The sequence below is a fragment of the Desulfurobacterium indicum genome (assembly GCF_001968985.1).
GTDB classification, from domain to species: Bacteria; Aquificota; Aquificia; order Desulfurobacteriales; family Desulfurobacteriaceae; genus Desulfurobacterium_A; species Desulfurobacterium_A indicum.
This window is the reverse complement of sequence record NZ_MOEN01000034.1, coordinates 1-16553: the sequence shown is the minus strand read 5'-3', so window position 1 is coordinate 16553 and position 16553 is coordinate 1. Positions and strand designations below refer to the sequence as shown.

Below are 16553 nucleotides of genomic sequence, written 5' to 3'. Positions count from 1 at the left end.
TGAGGCTAAGGAAGAACTTCAGGATATGTTCTCCAGGAGGTACTCCTAATGGTTTACACAAAATTATTGACACAACCTGGTGCAGTTATGCCTTTTTCAGAACCGCTTTTATATTCTGGTTTTGGACGTCTTGATCTTACAGGTATTTATATTGTTTCTATTTTTCTTTCGGCATCAGGTGCTGCAATGGACATAGCTATGGACATAGCAGCAAGTATTGATGAGATTGCCCGCAGGAATCCTTCACTTTCTCGAATTCAGTTGATGATATCGGGAATTCGCATAGGCCGTTCGGTCGTAGGAACTATGGTAACAACGCTTCTACTTGCGTACTGCGGCGGATACATTACTCTTTTAATGTATTTTATGGCTGAAGGTGTTCCTCTCGACACGATGTTTAACGTGATATACATTTCTGCTGACGTTATAAAAACGCTTACAGGAAGTTTCGGACTTATTTTAACGGCACCTTTTACCGCGTTTATTGGGGCATATCTGCTTAAAAATCGGGAAGGTGTTTAAATATTAATTCTCCTGCTTTTGTTAGAACATCTAAGTTGTATCCTCCCTCAAGGGTCAGAATAATGGGGATTTTCAGGCTTCTTGCGATGGAAAATACTGATTCTACTATTCTTTCCATTCCGTAATATGAAACGTTAAGTCCTGTTAGTGGGTCGTCCCTGTGGAAGTCAAAACCTGCAGATACTAAAAGAATGTCAGGTGAGAAGTTCTGCACGATCTTTGGAAGCTTTCTTTCGTAAATAGGGATGAAAACTTCATCGCCAGTTTCCGAAGGAAGGGGCATGTTGAATATATGGTTGTTGTTTTCTTTTTCGCTTCCTGTTCCTGGGTAGAAAGGGTATTGGTGGGTTGAGAAGTAAAAGATGTTTTCATCGTCTCTTATTAGATGTTCTGTTCCGTTTCCGTGATGAGCGTCAAAATCGACTATAAATACCTTTTTAAATCCCGATGTGAGGGCCTTTTTTGCAGCTATTACTATATTATTGAAAATACAGAATCCCATTGCTCTATCTTTTTCTGCATGGTGTCCGGGAGGCCTTACAGCGCAGAAAACGGCACAGTATTTGTCGTTTGCAACGAGGTTTACTGCTTCTTCGCAGGCGCCTGCTGCCATTATTGCAGCATCAAAACTATAGTTATTTACGTAGGTATCCGGGTCAAGGTATTCAAATCCGGTTAATGATGCACTCTTTACGGCACTTATGTACTTTTTATCGTGGATAGATTCTAAAAGTTCTTTACTGATTCTTATAGGTTTTTCAACAGGGATGTTAAATTTTGGCAGGGAAGACATTATGCTTATCAATCTATTTCTGTTTTCTGGATGTCCTTCGAGGTTGTGCTTTAGAAAGATTTCGTCATAAATTACACATCCGCTCATGTCTATTTCCCGTTGGATGATTTTGTAATTATAATTTATAACTTTTCGGGAGATAGTTGATGATTTTTAACGCTTACAGGATTAGAAATCGTTCTGGAAAACTTGAACCTGTGATTTCAGAAACTCTTGGACTTTCAAAGCGTAAAGTTAGAAAGATTCTTGACGAAGGTCTTGTTTCTATTAACGGTTTAAAAGTTTTAAAGAGACAGCTACTGCTGAGAAAAAATAGTGTTGTGGAGTTTTCTATTTCTGATTATCTTTTTTCCAATCCTGGATTAGAGATTATTTACGAGGATGATTTTATTCTTGCTGTTAACAAACCGCCTTTTTTGAATTCAAACAGAGATTTTCCCGATGTTGAATCTATTCTTAAAAAAAGATTTAAAGGTATTAGAGCGATTCATAGATTAGACAGGCAGACGACGGGTGTTCTTATGTTTGCTAAAAGTAACAATATCTTTAAGAAGATGGTGGAACTTTTCAGGAATAAGAGTGTTCGTAAAAGGTATAGGGCAGTTGTTGCTGGAATTTTCAGAAAAGAGCGAAAAATTTCTTTTTCTCTTGATGGAAAGGAAGCTGTAACCTGTGTAAAACCTGTGAGATTTTTTGAAAAAGCCACAGAAGTACTGATTTCCATAGAAACGGGAAGAAAACATCAGATAAGAAGGCATCTATCTTTTATAAATTATCCTGTTGTTGGAGAATTTAAATATTTTAGAGGTAGTTTACCATTTCTTTTAAAATTTGCTCCACGAATAATGCTTCATGCGGAAGAAGTTTCTTTCAAATCACCGTTTAATGGTAAAGAGGTTAGAATAACTGCTCCTCTTTTCGCTGATTTTTCAGACTTTCTGGAAGTGATGGAGAGAGGCAGGAAAGCCCTACCTCTCAAGGAATATGCTTAAATCAATATCAAGACCGTGATTTCTGAGCTTTTTGAGAGCTTTTGATTCTATCTGTCTGATCCTTTCTCTTGTTACTTTGAAGGCTTTCCCTACCTGTTCGAGGGTATGTTCTGGATAGCCGTCAAGGCCGAAGCGAAGTTTGAGAACGTCGGCCTCCCGTTCATTAAGAACGGATAAGAGTTCTGATACTTTTTCTTTAAGATCGTTTTTTATGATAACTTCTTCCGGAATAGGGCTTTTTGCGTCTTCTATAAAGCTTCCCAATGTGCTGTCTTCATCGTCTCCGATAGGTGTTTCAAGAGAAACAGGTTCTTGAGATATTTGCATGATAGCTCTTACCTTGCTTACAGGCATTTTTAGTCTTTCTGCTATCTCTTCCGGTTTTGGATCTCTGCCCATTTCGAGGAACATCTGCCTTGAAACCTTTATCAGTTTGTTTATCGTTTCTATCATGTGAACGGGAATTCTTATTGTTCTTGCCTGGTCAGCTATTGCCCTTGTAATTGCCTGTCTTATCCACCATGTTGCGTATGTGCTGAACTTATAACCTCTTCTGTATTCAAATTTATCAACAGCTTTCATAAGGCCTATGTTGCCTTCCTGTATAAGATCGAGGAAGTGAAGTCCTCTGTTTATGTATTTTTTGGCTATGCTGACAACAAGTCTCAAATTTGAACGAACAAGAGTCTGTTTTGCTTCCTGTGAATCTTTCTTATAGAAGTAAACCTTTTCTGCTATATCATAGAATGCCTTTTTAGGCATGTTAATTTCAGATAGAATTTTTGTGTATCTCTCTTTGTATTCAAGATACTTTTTAACGAGCTTCTTAACTTCTCTTGTTGTGTATTTTGAACGGTCTATCTTTTCCTGAATTTCCGGGTCGTTGAACATAAGTGGTAGCTGTTCTATTGGTGTTCCGAGGAAGGAGAGTTTCCCTGAAAGTTTCTGTATGTTTTTCTCGCACTTTTTGAGTTCTCTCATTTTATGGTAAAGGTTATCTGCCATGTTTTCGTATATTGAGAACGATATGGGAAGCTGTCTCAGTAGTGTATTAACTTCTGCCCATACCTTTATAAGTTCTTTCTTTGCCTTCTTGCTTCTCGGCCTTTTTCTATAAGTTTCGTATTTCGTTTCAAGTTCGGGAAGCAGTTCTCTTATTTTTCCTGTTATTGCAAAGAATTTTTTTCGTCTTTCTGATTCTCCACCTTCAGCAAAGTCATCAGGGGAACGAAGTATGTCTCTTACCTTTAGCCTGTCTGCCTTTATTTCTTCTTCTGCTTTGAGGACGAAATCCAGAACCTCTCTTGTTTTAAGGAGATATCTAACGAGGGCTTTTCTTCCAAGTTCCACTCTTTTTGCGAGTATTATCTCTTCATGCCTTTTAAGGAGCGGAATACCCCCCATTTCTCTAAGATAAAGTCTTATGGGGTCATCAGAGCGGGGGAGAGTATCTGGTGATATCGTTATCTGGAGCTTTGATAGGTCTATAGCTTCTGCCCCTTCTTTTGGTATAATGTCAATGTCATACTCGTCAAGCTGTGTCATTAATTCTTCCAGGAGTTCCGGGGTGAGAGCTTCTTCGTCAATGTGCTCTATAAGTTCATCGAATGTAACATAGCCCTTCTCTCGCCCCAGGGCTATCAGCTCTTCAAAGCTGTTCTTCTCCAACGCTGCACCTCCTTGGTTTAATGAATGCAAGAAATAATCTCTTCAATTCCCCCAACCTCAGGTGTTAAGTTGATGTAAAGTTCTTTTAGTTTTTTTCTGTCGGTAAAGTCTTTCGTATTTTTAAGTCTTCTGTCTAACTCCTTTTTCACTATTCTGCATAAAGATGCTTTTATTTCTTCTTCTGTAAATTTGGTGAGAGCTATTTCTGCAATAGTTCCACCAAGTTCCGGATATTCCTGCTCTATCTCTATTGATGAAGGTATGTCTCCTTTCATTTTGAAAAGAACGAAAAGTTTTCTACACTCTTCCGATACGAAAATATTTGGAGATATATCAAGGGAAACAGGTATTTTTTTATCTATCAGACCTTTTATAAAGGCTTTTTCGTATTCAGGTATCATAACCTTCATAACATAATTGTCCTGCTTCTTATTTCTGTAATGAAATATTTGCTTTTCCAGCCATTTAATATCTGCGCCTGTTGCTACTGACAGTTCTGCCAGAAACTTTTTAAACTTAAATGGGTTTTTTTCTTTCATTGGAGAGAAAATATCAAGGACTTTTCTTATCTCTTCTGCCTGTGTTTCAAGGGGAGCTTTTTTGACTCTCTCTATTAGATATTCTGTAAGTGGAACGGGATTGGATAAAAGTCTGGCTAATATTTCTGGTTGTCCTTTCGCGAGAGAATCGGGATCCTCTCCTTTCGGCGGACGGATGATAAGTGGTTCAATTTCAAGTTCGGTGAAAATTTTTGATGACCTGAGGGTTGCTTTTTCTCCTGCTTCATCGCCATCGAAGAAAAGTATTATCCTATTTGCATATCTTTTTAGTGTTTTGGCGTGATTTTCTGTTAGAGATGTTCCCATCGGAGCTACTGCTTTTTCTATACCTGCCTGAAACAGGGATATTACGTCAAAATAGCCTTCAACTACTACAGCTTCTTTTTCTTTTAAAATCTGTTCTTTTGCCTGATAAAAGCCATAAAGAATCCTGTTTTTATGGAAAAATTCGCTTTCAGGACTGTTAATGTATTTTGGATTTTGATTGTCCTTTAATGCTCTACCGCCGAAAGCTACAATCTTTCCGCTATGGTCGAATATAGGGATTATGAGTCTTTCTCTGAAGAAAGGATATCCTTTTTCCGTAATTAGGTGCAGCTTTTTTAAAATTTCCTTATCTTTTAGGTGTTTGTGGTAATCTGAAGGGGCGTAACCTATTAGAAATCTTTCGGCTGTTGCTTTTTCTATTGAGCGCTTTTCAAGATAATCTTTAATGGAATCTATCCGTGAATGGAAAAACCTTGCTGCTTTAAGGGCTCCCTCTACTATTTTATCTGCTTCTGAGTCTTCTTCTGAAAATTCGGATGGAAATTCAATGCCTGAAAGCTCACATATCCTTTTTACTGCCTCGTAGAAAGACAGATTTTCATACTTTTCGACGAAGGTAATGGCGTTGCCACCGACTCCGCAACCGAAACATTTAAAAATTTGTTTTTCAGGGCTTACCACGAATGAAGGTGTTTTTTCCGGATGGAAAGGACACAGGGTGGAAAAGTTGCGACCTACCTGCTTCAGAGAGACATACCTTGACACTATGTCAACGATGTCAATTCTTGAGAGCAAGTCCTCTACAAAAGAGCGGGGGATTTTTTTTCTCCCCAATTATATCACCTCTTTTAAAAGTAGTAAAGTAAACACACCATTAAAATTATTCTCATCTGTGGATAAGTCAAGAGAAATAGAGGGGGAGGAGTCCCCCTCAAGAATTATTTATTCATAAAAAGGAAGTAATCTGTTGCAGTTTTTGGAACATCTTCAGCTTTTACAGGTCCAACTTTAATAACTTTTGCACCTGGAGGTGGTGGAGTTCTTAGAGCCTGTTTTCTGGCTTCTATTACTTCTTCCGCAGTTATGTTTCTCGGTATTGTGAATACCTGATTGGGGAATATAAGGTGTGGATTCTTAATTTTGTCTCTGTTGGCTCTGTAAATAAGAGGCCACTGCCATGGATCATTGTAAATGTAACTTTTTGAAGATATACCCCAAAGCGTATCACCCCTTACAACGCGATAGCTTTTCGGGAGAGCCATAAATTTCCTTCTTAACATTTCTACCTTGCTACCTGCCTGAGCAAGTCGAGCTTTAAGTTCTGCAATTTTTGCTTCAAGTTGTTTTCTATAGGCAATTTCCTGTTTGAGAGCTTCAATGTCGGAAGAAAGTGCGTTGTATCTTTGTTCAAGTTCTGCTTCTTGAGCTTTAAGCATTGCAAGTTCTTTTTCTTCTTTTTCAAGTTCGGCCTTTAAGGTGTTGTATTCTTCAAGTGCCTTGTTGTATTGAGCCATTAATTCTTCGTAAGAAGTAGTTGTCTGTGTTGTTGTAATAGCAGTTTCAGTACTGTTTGTCTGTGTTGCATTTTCAGTTGCGTTTGTTGCAACACATGTTTCATAGTTTGAAATGTTTGATGGGCATGAAGTTTCGGCAAAAACTGCTGGAGAAATCATGGCGGATATGAGTACTGCTGTAACTATTTTTGTTAATTTTCTCATTGCTCACCCCCTAACTGAGCCTGGAGAGCCTGAAGCTCTTGTTCGAGGCTTTCTCTTGAAGGCATGGTTGAAAGCTCTTTTTGCAAAGAGGCTTTTTCTGCTTCAAGAGCGGCTATTTGCGTTTTGAGATACGTTATTCTCTCTTGTGTAGCTTTCTTTTCCTCTTTTACTTTTGCAAGCTTATCTTTTAGTGTGTCAATTTCGTTTAGCAGGTTCTGGTATTTTTTCTCAAGCTCAGCCTGCTGCTGTTGTTGCTGTGGTGTTACTTTAACTTCTTTCTTCGCTGTTCCACATGAAGCAGTTATTGCCAGTGGAACAAGAAGAAGCCCGAGCATTAGTCTTTTTCTCATCCTACCCTCCATTAAACACATATACCTTATCTAATTTAAATCATATCTTTCCTTAAGTTACTTGTCAAGCAATTTTGTTAAACTATTTTAAAAAATTAGCTTGCTTGAGTAAGATTTTTTTAAAATTAAGCTGTAGCTATTAATAAAGTGTTAAATCTCTTTCTATTTGCTTGATATTAGTCTGTTTTCCAGAGACCTCTATAGTGAATTTTAAAAATCTTTTTTATGGTTTCTTTGAACTTTTCTTTTGTTTCATCGCTTAAAGTATTGGGATAATGGCATGTTCTTGAATCTTTAAGACTTAAATTGCAAATGTGTGTGGAGTTAGGTTTGTAAGGATTAATCTTAAGGGGAGGGAAGAACCCTTTCTCTATCAAGCTGTATCCGGTTAGAATCCATGTTACGGTGACCATTATTTCTCTGGTGATATTTTCTCCGGAGAACGATTTTATCCAGTTTTTTGTCATATTTTTTCTGTGGGCTTTCGGAATGCTTATGAATGCAAAGTTTACATTTTTATGTTTTTTCTCTTTAACTACTTTGATTATATTGTCGTCAATAAGGGAGAGTCCGTAGAGAATAATCTGAAATGATTTAACTTTTCCTGGTTCATAATCAGCAGTATTTACATTGCCTCTTTTGAAATCAACGATATTGATTTTTCCATTTTTTCTTTCAATCCAGTCCGCTCTTCCCGAAAGGGATAAGTTATTGATGTTTATTCTTAATGGTTTTTCCTGTTGGAGGTTTTCTGCAATTGGTTTCCATACGGAAACGAATTTTACTATGTTATCTTTGATAAAAGGTTTAAGGTATTCAATGTAGGGAATATCTATATTTTTTGTCATTTCTTCAAATATTTCTTCAAATAAAATTTCCGGTTTTTTATTTTCATTAAGGTATCTTTTTATAAATTCGTGATATATTTGTCCCTCAATGGTTTCTATGGTTGAGGTTTTTTGGTGTTTTATGATTTTTGTAAAGAAAAATTCTGTGGGGCAGTCGAAATAAGATATAATATCTGTTACAGATAGATTTTGGGGGAGATGTCTGGATATTAATTTTGAGTTAAAAATAAAATTCATTTCTTTTGCACCTTTGATTTTTTCTTTCCATCTTATGATTCCCCATTCTATAGGGCTTCCAGGTTTGGTTTTGTTCTTGTAAACGGAGAGAATTTTTCCGGAATTTTCTGTGTTGAATCGCTGGTTTTCTTTTTTTACTTTTGTATATGTTTTTAGAATTGATAAAAATGTGGAACTTCCTTTATCTTTCTGGTATGTAAAAATTATCTGATTCGGTTTCGTTGCAAGAACATTGTAGAAAGTCTGGAATTCATACATTATAAGTTTTTCTCTTCCTGGAAGTGCCTCCAGAATAAGGTTGTTAAGGTTTAAAACTCTGTTAATTTCTTCTCTTTCTTGATAGCTGAAATCTGGATCAAAGGGAAAGGAGCGGGGATAGCTTCCTGATGAAAAATCAAAAAATATAATGTGGGTTGCAAGTGAAGAGGGTATGTTTTCAGGAGTGCCTATGAATACTCCGAAAGGTTCTTCTTCGGTTATTAAGAATGTTCGATTTTTCATAAGGATTTTAAGAAGTTCCAGGAATTCAGTTCCTGACAGCTTGTTTTTCTCTATGATGTCCGATTCTGTCAGTGCTTCTATTTCTCGATTCAGGGTTTCTAGCTCTTTTATCAATTCTTCTTCAGCTTTTTCATTTTCAGCGGACTTTTTGAGTGCTTTACACCAGTCGATTAGTTGCTTTTCTTCTGTTTCTTTTATCTCTGATAGGAATTTTTTAACTGCCGGATGAAGGTTTACCGGAATACCTTTATACTGAGAAAATAAAGGTATTTTCATTTCCCTAAATGCTTCATAAAAGAGAATTTCTTTTCCTTCAAGGCTTCTGCCAGCCACGGCGATTCTTTCAGGAGGGATACCGTCAACCAGCAATTTTTTAATAAATGAAGCTATAAATTTTATACCTTCACTTTCGGTTATATAAGATGTTTCTATAAGTTCTATTTCTGTTGTTTCTTTCTCTGGATTGAACGAGAAATTGAGAGCTGTTTCACAAGGTCTTACTTCTACAATTTTCCAGTTTTCTACCAGTTTGAGATTTTCCCTGCTTAGTTTTGTAAATATGGAATTGTTGTCTTTAAAAACTAAAACTGTTACAGGAATATTAAGGGAGTTTAGAAAGTCAATTTCGAGTGGAAGTATTTGGGGAAGAAAAAAGAGAATTATTTCAGTGTATGGCGGTTTTTTGTTTTTGGCTTCTTCAAAAAGGGAAAATATGTCGTACTTACTGTATGTTTTTATTCCGTAGTTATAGTTATCGAGTATCTCTGCTGTCTTTTCTAATTTTTTTGATAGATTACTATTTACTTTTTCCGAACAACTTTTAAGCATTTCTGTTGAAATGTTGTGTTCTTTAAATTCTCTTATTCTGTTGTCAATTATTTCTATGTAAGGCGGGCTTCTCCACAGGGGAATCCCAGCTTTTCTGACGGCATTTCTTACTATAAACAGACGTTCTTGTTCAGTCATTATTCCCGGGTTGTAAAAGTCAGATTGGATAAGTTGAATTGCGAGTTCCTGGAGGGTTCCAGCTATCGTGCCGATTATTGGTTTTTGGCGGTGTTTGCATAGTTCCAGAAGTAGCCGTGATGGAGATTCTCTTACAGCTATGTATGGTTTTCCTGAACCTATTTTTTTAATAAGAAATTCTGGAATTTCGGAGAAATCCATTACTTAATTCCTAAGTAATATCTGGCAACTGTGTTTTCTGGATCGAGAATCAAAACATCGTTAAATATGGAGTAAGCTTCTTTTTTCTTTCCCTGAGCTATAAGATCAAGTCCGAGTTCAGTTAAAAAAGCAATATTTGAAGGATAAAGAGCAAGCATTTTCCTTGAAATCTGTTCTGCTAGTTTCCCCTTACCTTCATTTCTCAGTGCTATTGCAAGTCTTAAGTTGCCGTAGAAATTATAGTAGTCTGTTTTTAAAACCTTATACATCAAAGACTCTACATCTGACCATCTCTTCTCTGCCATTAATGGAAGAGCTAAGCCCAATTTTGCTTCCACAGAAGAGGGTATTGCTTCCACAGCCTTTCGATAATGAACTTCGGAATTTTTATATTTTCCCATTAAGTAGTAGAGCCATCCCAGTCTCAAGTTTACGGTATATCCTTTTGGATAAGCTTCATATACTGGCATTAAAGCTTTAATAGCGTCCCTGTAATCTTTTGCTTTTTCATATATAAATGATTTATGATAAGCCAGTTTTATTTCATCGTAGCTTAATGCATAAGTCGTGCTAAACATTCCTATAATAGCTAAAATAGCTGCTATTTTTTTCATCAGTTTCATTCTTTTCCTCCGTGGCGTTTAGCCTGTTTAAATTATAAATTTATTCACGGAAATTCAAAGTGGGAATTTTGCTTTTCGGGAGGTTTTATGAAAAAAGTGGTTTATTTTTGTCTTTCTCTTTTTCTCGTCTCGTGCGGGGTTTCTGTTGAAAAGTATCCGGAGCATAAGCTTATAATTCCTGCCTACTTTTATCCGACAGACGCTGACTGGAATGAAGTTTTTTCCATACCTTCGGAACTTTCTCCGATTGTAGTTTTAGATCCTGATTCAGAGGGAGGACCGGGAAGCGAAGAAGATCCTTTATATACTCAACTGATTGAGCGTCTTAATGAAAAGAAATTCCTTCCGATAGGATATGTTTATACGACTTATGCTCAAAGGGATCTTGATGATGTAAAGGCTGATATTGATACATGGCTGGAGTTGTATCCTGGAATAAAAGGGTTTTTTATTGATGAAGTTACAAATGATAACGATACTTATGATCTTGACTACTATAAAGCAGTTTATAGCTATATCAAGTCAAAAGGTAACTATTTTGTTGTTTTAAATCCAGGAGCAAGGCCGATGACGGATGATTATTTTTCCTTTGCCGATAATATCGTTGTTCTTGAGAATAGTTATGATGTTTTTAAAACCTATGGTTGCACCTCGAATTTTCCTGAAAAAAGTAGCTGTATAATATATGGAGCTTCGGAAGATGAGATGAAGAATATAGCTGCTTCTACAGATGTTTCTTACCTTTACGTGACAGATGACAATGATGATTTTCCTTTTGACAGACTTCCTGTTTACTTGAGTGAAGAGATAGAGATTTTCAAATAATGGAGGTAAAGATGAATGAAATAGATGTAAATAAACTCAAAGAGTGGGATAAGACCCTGGTGTGGCATCCCTTTACTCAAATGGCAGAATACGTTAAAAATGATCCGATAATAATTGAAAGAGGAAAAGGTTGCTGGCTGTATGATGTTGATGGCAATAGATACCTTGATGCTGTTGGTTCTATCTGGTGTAACGTTCATGGGCACAACGTAAAAAGATTAAATGATGCTTTATATGCCCAGGCTAATAAAATTGCCCATTCAACTTTATTGGGGTTGACAAATGTTCCTGCTGTTCAACTTGCAAAGGAGATTGTTGATATTGCTCCCGGTGGTTTAAACCACGTTTTTTATTCTGATGACGGCTCTACTGCTATGGAAGTTGCACTGAAAATGGCTTATCAATACTGGCAGTTAAAAGGTGAAAAACAGAGAACGAAGTTTATAAAACTTGAAGAAGCATATCACGGTGATACAATAGGTTCTGTCAGTATAGGGGGTATAGATCTTTTCCATTCAATGTTCAGAGAGCTTATGTTTGAAACTTTTAAAGTTCCTTCTCCTCATCCTTATAGATTTGAAGGAACCGAAGAGGAGTGCAGGAATTATTCCCTTTTTGTTATGGAATCTATCTTAAAAGAAAGGGGCAACGAGGTTGCCGCTGTGGTAATGGAACCTCTTGTTCAGGCAGCCGCCGGTATTGTTGTTCATCCTGAAGGGTTTTTGAAAGGAGTAAGGGAACTTTGTAATAAGTATGGTGTGCTTCTTATTCTTGATGAGGTTGCTACCGGTTTTGGAAAGACAGGAAAAATGTTTGCGTGTCAATGGGAAGACGTAGTGCCTGATATTATGGCTATTTCAAAAGGACTTACGGCAGGTTATATGCCTCTTGCTATAACACTTGCCACAGATGATGTTTACAAAGCTTTTTGGGGCGGAGATTACGGCAGCGGAAAAACTTTTTTCCACGGACACACATTTACAGGAAACCAGCTTGGTTGTGCAGTAGCACTTGAAAATTTGAAACTTTTCAGGGAAAAAGGCTGGCCGGAGGCGTTACTCCCGAAAATAGACTTTCTCTACGAGCGGCTTAATCACTATCTTGCCGACCTTAAACATGTTGGAAATATTCGTGGTAGAGGTTTTATGGTCGGTATAGAGCTTGTAAAAGATAAAAAAACAAAAGAGGGCTTTTCCTGGAAAGATGATGTTGGAAGGCGCGTTTCAAGAAGAATAATAGAAAAGGGAGTTTTTACAAGACCTTTAGGACCTACACTTGTTATGATGCCCCCTCTTGCTATAGCTGAAGATGAAATTGATCTGATGGTCAGGACATATAGGGATGCAATTGTTGAAATTCTGGGTGGTTAATCCACTCCTTCTCTTCCTGTCCTAAAATGTATTGATAGGATTGATATTATTTTTTCCATTGTGTGGTTGTCTATTTTTACCGAATCATGGGCAAGTTTTAGAGGAAACGGATAACTGTTTATTATGCTTTTTTCAAGTGCTGATATTACATATTCTGGCTTCATGGTTGTTTCTATTTTGTATATATCGGAGCGGAATTTAGCAAAAAATATATTCATTTCTCTTTCTCTGAATGATTTTTCAAATATTTCTGGAAATTTATACTTTTTTTCCGGAGAAATTGTTACCTTTACAGGAATGCTGTGTCCCGGTTCTGTATTCGCAAGTTGAAATATAAAGATATCAGGCATTACAGAATCAAAATTATAGATTTTTGAGGAGGAACGTTTTGAAATAGCTACTACTTTTTCACCCGCTTCGCTAAGTAATTTTTCTATTGACAGGAGATATTCTAAATATTCAAGATAACCTGCAATGACAGGAAATCTGTTTGGTGCCGTATTTTTAATTATTTCATTGTAAAAGTTTTTTGCATTTATTGAAGTGAAAGAGAAATTTTCTTTAAGTTTCGGGAAGAGTTCCTTTTCAACATAATCTTTTTCCTTTTCTTCTATTTGAAGTGTAAATGATATCGGTCTTATTATGTCTCCTATAATGGAACCGTCAACAAGAAGAATGTCAGGATCCCTCTCTCTGTTTAGTTTTATTAGTTCTTTCATTTCAAGAATACCCATAAACAACCTTACTCTTGATTCTGAATATTCAAGTGGTTTCAAAATATCTATATCAATATTGTAGCTTTCTATGTTTTCTTCTTTTCCGTCACTGTTGAAAAAAACGGAAGAGGCAGCTGCTGCAAACACTACGAAACCAAGGTATTCTTTTTTATTTAGACTTCCGTCAACTGCACCTATAGAAACGTTTATCTTTTTCCCTCTAAAAGGCTTCCATAATTCTTTGGCTTTTTCCAGTGTTTGAAATGACAGTTTTTCAATATCGGTGTTTATAGTGTTTTTCTTCTTAGCAGCTGCTTTAAATAGGTATCCTTTAATGCTCATCTGGCCTTCCATAGTGTAGATAGTTGGAATATATTTTAAACCAACATTGTTACAAATGGAATCAGGAGAAGGTGATTTAATGGCTGATTTGAAAATAAGAGAAGTCAGATATTGGTTTTTTGCGTTTGCCATAATTTTCGGTATCGTAATTTATCCTTATATTATCAATTCAAAGGCAAATGTAGAGACAAAATCAGATATAGAAGTAGAGAAGAAATATTATAAGGAATTTCTTGAAAAACTAACTGATAATTTTACATATCAATTTCAACTTTTTAAAAAGTCCCATGTGGAAGATGGCAGATATGTTTACAGAGATTTAAACGGAACAGAGATAATTTTTACGATTAATCCGGAAATTCAAAAAGATATAAAAAGAGAATTTAAACGTTATAAGCTGAAATATGGTGCTTTTGTTGCAGTACAACCTTCCACAGGTAAAGTAGTTGCAGCTGTGAGCAGCATAGCTTATCCTGATTTGACGATGAAAAATACGTTTGTTACCGCATCAACATTTAAAATAGTTACTGCAGCTGCTGCGCTTGAGTTTGGTCTAAATCCAAAAGAAATGCTTATAACAAGGGGGCACGACGATTCCTGTTCACCGGAAGTATGGTTTAAAAGTAATTACATAATTCCCAGAAATATGTTTCACTCTTTTGCCTATTCTTCCAATCCCTATTTCGGTGTTTTGGGTAGAATTTTGGGGACATATAGACTTTTTGAGTATGCTTACAAGTTTGGTTTTAACAGAAATGATTATGGTTTCCCGTGGGGAATTATAAGAAAACCGCTTGATGATTATGATCTTGCATTGATTGCCGCAGGTTTAGGAGAAACGAGGACAAGTCCGTTTCATGAAGCACTTATTTCCGCCACTATAGAAAATGGTGGGGTTATGGTGCTTCCGTCTTTAATAGAGGAAGTTAAATATAGAGGAAAAGTGATTTATTCTTATCATCCACGTGTTTTGGGACGTGTTATTAAGGAGAAGACGGCAAAAATAATAAGGAAAATGATGCTTGATACGGTTAAGTTTGGCACAGCATCCGATAAAAAATTATTTAGACGTTTGAATAGGTATTCTTACCTAACCGTCGGAGGAAAGACGGGAACTCTCTCTCAGCTTAACTATCCTGAAGGTCGATGTGAATGGTTTACCGGTTTTGTTGAGGACGGAGATAAAAAATTAGCCGTGTCTTCTGTGGCAGTAAATGAAGCAAAATATTACATTACCGGTTATGAAGTTTCTGCTCTGGGGATACTGACAATGATACATAATAACTTTTTGTTAGCCAGAAAGTAAGAAAATTCAAATTTAGATATAGATAAAATACCTTGACATAATTATTAAAACTTCAGATTATTAAACTAAAGAGACTTTTTGTGTAAAAAATAACAGGAATAATGGATGGTAAAAAGGAAAGGTGCTTTTAAGGTTAATTTATCAACTGCTACAATTTTAATTATGTTTATTTTTATAGCTTCAGGTTATTTTTTTATAAAGGCTCAAATGAATTTTGAATTAAATTTAAAAAAACGTTTTTTTGAGCACAAATATAAATATCTTTCTCAAATGATTAAAATTACAAAGAAGTGGCTTCTTTCAGAAGCTTTGATGATTTCTAAAGATTCTTCCGTTAAAGAATCTTATATTGAAAACAATCCTGAAATAATAAAAAAGCAATTTAAGCCGTTCTGGGAAAAACTACATAAAGATTTTGCTGTTGAGGAGATGCATTTCTTTAAGTATCCTGAAGTAAATTGGTTCTCTTTTGCCAAGATGACTTCAAATCATTATAATGTTAAAGAGAGAGAAGATATTTTATGGATTCAAAGTGCTTTTAAACCTGCAGTTTATTTTTACATTTGTAAGAGATTTCCTGGATTAAGGGCTTCATATCCAATATCTATAAATGGAAAAGTGTTAGGTGCTTTTTCATTTGGTATTCATATTGAGACCTTGAGGAAAATTCTTAAAGAACCTATAAATGCTAAAGTCTTTTACCTGCTTGATAAAAGTATATTGAAGAGAAATCTTGAAAAGAAAACTTATGAAAAATTGTTGAGGAAAGTTTCGTTTTCTGACAATATGTATTTTTATTTTCACATAAAAGAGGGATTTTCAAATGAAGCTTTGAAGCGAGGTTTTTATGAAAAGGGAGCTTTTTTTTACGTTTTTTATCCATTAAAGGATGAGAAAGGGAATGTCCTTGGATACATAGGGATAAAAAAAGATTTTAGCAGCATTTTCTCTCATACGAAGAAAACGACTCTTGTCGTTTTGTTTGCTTTTCTTACAGTATTTGCCATTATATTCCTTGGTTCGCTGCTTAATATTTATCATCTGAAACAACAGAGAAAAGAAGTTCTTTATCTTCTTAGACTTTTGAGAAGACGGCAGTTTGATGAACTTGAGACATATTATTTTAGTTCTAAACCGACAGGTGACGTTAACGATGAAATAAGGAGAAATATATATGAAATAGGAGTTACTCTTAAGAAATACATAGATCTATTGTGCCAACGGTTAAAAGAGGCTTCACAAAAAGCTTTTGTAGATCCCCTTACCAATACTAACAATCGTTATGGTAGTGTACGATATTTTGTGTAAGCTTGAGAAATGGGATAACCTCCTGGGGAACACCCCACAAATACCAACCCCAGGAGGCAAAAATGGAACTACAGAAGATTTTACCAGACCTAGTTAAGGAAGTGGTAAAGCAAACCTTAGAGTCAATCATGACGGCTGAAAGAGAAGTGTTTCTTAAAGAACATGGAGGAACAAAGAACGGCTTTTACGTTAGAAACTTAGATACTGTTATCGGTAAGCTTGAAAATCTGAGAATTCCAAGAGATAGAGAGGGAAAATTCAGAACAAAGTTGATAGAACCTTATAGAAGAAGAGATATCAATCTTGAAGACTTAATACTTGGGATGTTTGCCTCTGGTATGAGTGCAAGAGCAGTAGCCCAGGCTCTTGAAAGCGTGTTTGAACTTAAATACTCACCCTCAACCATAAGCAAAATATCGCAGGTAACCTTAGAGGAAATA

14 protein-coding genes and 1 pseudogene are annotated in these 16553 nt (G+C 36.0%); 7 read left to right on the top strand and 8 right to left on the bottom strand.

The window, feature by feature from the left end:
• Positions 1-30: 30 nt before the first annotated feature.
• Positions 31-522: pseudogene (locus BLW93_RS07685) on the top strand (YibE/F family protein); the annotation flags it as partial.
• Here the strand turns inward: BLW93_RS07685 and BLW93_RS07680 are convergent.
• Positions 500-1402: a histone deacetylase family protein gene (locus BLW93_RS07680; RefSeq protein WP_076713497.1), complete on the bottom strand. Its 903-nt coding sequence runs from the start codon at positions 1400-1402 to the stop codon at positions 500-502. The pseudogene BLW93_RS07685 and the gene BLW93_RS07680 sit on opposite strands and share 23 nt — an antisense overlap.
• A gap of 59 nt (positions 1403-1461) precedes the next feature.
• Here BLW93_RS07680 and BLW93_RS07675 point away from each other — a divergent pair, with 59 nt between their 5' ends.
• On the top strand, positions 1462-2307 hold the full coding sequence (locus tag BLW93_RS07675; RefSeq protein ID WP_076713496.1) for an RluA family pseudouridine synthase: 846 nt from the start codon (positions 1462-1464) through the stop codon (positions 2305-2307).
• Here BLW93_RS07675 and rpoD read toward each other — a convergent pair.
• The 6 genes from rpoD to BLW93_RS07645 all read right to left on the bottom strand — a co-directional run bounded on the left by rpoD (position 2284) and on the right by BLW93_RS07645 (position 10246).
• Positions 2284-3975, bottom strand: a complete 1692-nt coding sequence (rpoD, locus tag BLW93_RS07670; protein ID WP_076713495.1) for an RNA polymerase sigma factor RpoD — start codon at positions 3973-3975, stop codon at positions 2284-2286. The two genes, BLW93_RS07675 and rpoD, sit on opposite strands and share 24 nt — an antisense overlap.
• Positions 3976-3992: 17 nt before the next feature.
• Positions 3993-5636: a DNA primase gene (gene dnaG, locus BLW93_RS07665; RefSeq protein ID WP_076713494.1), complete on the bottom strand. Its 1644-nt coding sequence runs from the start codon at positions 5634-5636 to the stop codon at positions 3993-3995.
• Between the two features lie 104 nt (positions 5637-5740).
• On the bottom strand, positions 5741-6520 hold the full coding sequence (locus BLW93_RS07660) for a LysM peptidoglycan-binding domain-containing protein (protein WP_076713493.1): 780 nt from the start codon (positions 6518-6520) through the stop codon (positions 5741-5743).
• Complete coding sequence (locus tag BLW93_RS07655; protein WP_076713492.1) at positions 6517-6870, bottom strand: hypothetical protein; 354 nt, start codon at positions 6868-6870, stop codon at positions 6517-6519. Before BLW93_RS07655 ends, BLW93_RS07660 begins: the two co-directional genes overlap by 4 nt.
• Before the next feature lie 176 nt (positions 6871-7046).
• Entirely contained in the window at positions 7047-9623 is a 2577-nt protein-coding gene (locus BLW93_RS07650; protein ID WP_076713491.1) for a PD-(D/E)XK nuclease family protein, read from the bottom strand.
• The gene (locus tag BLW93_RS07645) at positions 9623-10246 is read right to left on the bottom strand and encodes a tetratricopeptide repeat protein (protein WP_245792013.1); all 624 of its coding nucleotides are present in this window, start codon (positions 10244-10246) and stop codon (positions 9623-9625) included. The genes BLW93_RS07650 and BLW93_RS07645 overlap by 1 nt, the downstream gene beginning before the upstream one ends.
• An 87-nt stretch (positions 10247-10333) precedes the next feature.
• On the opposite strand from BLW93_RS07645, the gene BLW93_RS07640 reads away from it, so the two are divergent.
• Together BLW93_RS07640 and bioA are read left to right on the top strand one after the other, a co-directional pair.
• The gene (locus BLW93_RS07640) at positions 10334-11071 is read left to right on the top strand and encodes a spherulation-specific family 4 protein (protein ID WP_076713490.1); all 738 of its coding nucleotides are present in this window, start codon (positions 10334-10336) and stop codon (positions 11069-11071) included.
• Between the two features lie 11 nt (positions 11072-11082).
• Positions 11083-12441, top strand: a complete 1359-nt coding sequence (gene bioA, locus BLW93_RS07635) for an adenosylmethionine--8-amino-7-oxononanoate transaminase (RefSeq protein WP_245792012.1) — start codon at positions 11083-11085, stop codon at positions 12439-12441.
• Here bioA and BLW93_RS07630 read toward each other — a convergent pair.
• Complete coding sequence (locus BLW93_RS07630; RefSeq protein WP_076713488.1) at positions 12438-13499, bottom strand: DNA double-strand break repair nuclease NurA; 1062 nt, start codon at positions 13497-13499, stop codon at positions 12438-12440. The two genes, bioA and BLW93_RS07630, sit on opposite strands and share 4 nt — an antisense overlap.
• Positions 13500-13578: 79 nt before the next feature.
• Between BLW93_RS07630 and BLW93_RS07625 the strand changes: the two genes are divergently transcribed.
• From BLW93_RS07625 to BLW93_RS07615, 3 genes are all read left to right on the top strand, one after another.
• Positions 13579-14805, top strand: a complete 1227-nt coding sequence (locus tag BLW93_RS07625; protein ID WP_076713487.1) for a penicillin-binding transpeptidase domain-containing protein — start codon at positions 13579-13581, stop codon at positions 14803-14805.
• A gap of 105 nt (positions 14806-14910) precedes the next feature.
• Positions 14911-16113: a cache domain-containing protein gene (locus BLW93_RS07620; RefSeq protein WP_076713486.1), complete on the top strand. Its 1203-nt coding sequence runs from the start codon at positions 14911-14913 to the stop codon at positions 16111-16113.
• A gap of 2 nt (positions 16114-16115) precedes the next feature.
• Positions 16116-16553, top strand: a 438-nt coding sequence (locus BLW93_RS07615; RefSeq protein ID WP_245791970.1) for a transposase, incomplete at its 3' end; no start/stop codon positions are given.

Coding starts and splice junctions, on each gene's coding strand:
- BLW93_RS07680 (WP_076713497.1), bottom strand. CDS start 1,402: ATGAGCGGATGTGTAATTTATGACGAAATCTTTCTAAAGCACAACCTC.
- BLW93_RS07675 (WP_076713496.1), top strand. CDS start 1,462: ATGATTTTTAACGCTTACAGGATTAGAAATCGTTCTGGAAAACTTGAA.
- BLW93_RS07660 (WP_076713493.1), bottom strand. CDS start 6,520: ATGAGAAAATTAACAAAAATAGTTACAGCAGTACTCATATCCGCCATG.
- BLW93_RS07655 (WP_076713492.1), bottom strand. CDS start 6,870: ATGAGAAAAAGACTAATGCTCGGGCTTCTTCTTGTTCCACTGGCAATA.
- BLW93_RS07650 (WP_076713491.1), bottom strand. CDS start 9,623: ATGGATTTCTCCGAAATTCCAGAATTTCTTATTAAAAAAATAGGTTCA.
- BLW93_RS07645 (WP_245792013.1), bottom strand. CDS start 10,246: ATGAAACTGATGAAAAAAATAGCAGCTATTTTAGCTATTATAGGAATG.
- BLW93_RS07640 (WP_076713490.1), top strand. CDS start 10,334: ATGAAAAAAGTGGTTTATTTTTGTCTTTCTCTTTTTCTCGTCTCGTGC.
- bioA (WP_245792012.1), top strand. CDS start 11,083: ATGAATGAAATAGATGTAAATAAACTCAAAGAGTGGGATAAGACCCTG.
- BLW93_RS07630 (WP_076713488.1), bottom strand. CDS start 13,499: ATGAGCATTAAAGGATACCTATTTAAAGCAGCTGCTAAGAAGAAAAAC.
- BLW93_RS07625 (WP_076713487.1), top strand. CDS start 13,579: ATGGCTGATTTGAAAATAAGAGAAGTCAGATATTGGTTTTTTGCGTTT.
- BLW93_RS07620 (WP_076713486.1), top strand. CDS start 14,911: ATGGTAAAAAGGAAAGGTGCTTTTAAGGTTAATTTATCAACTGCTACA.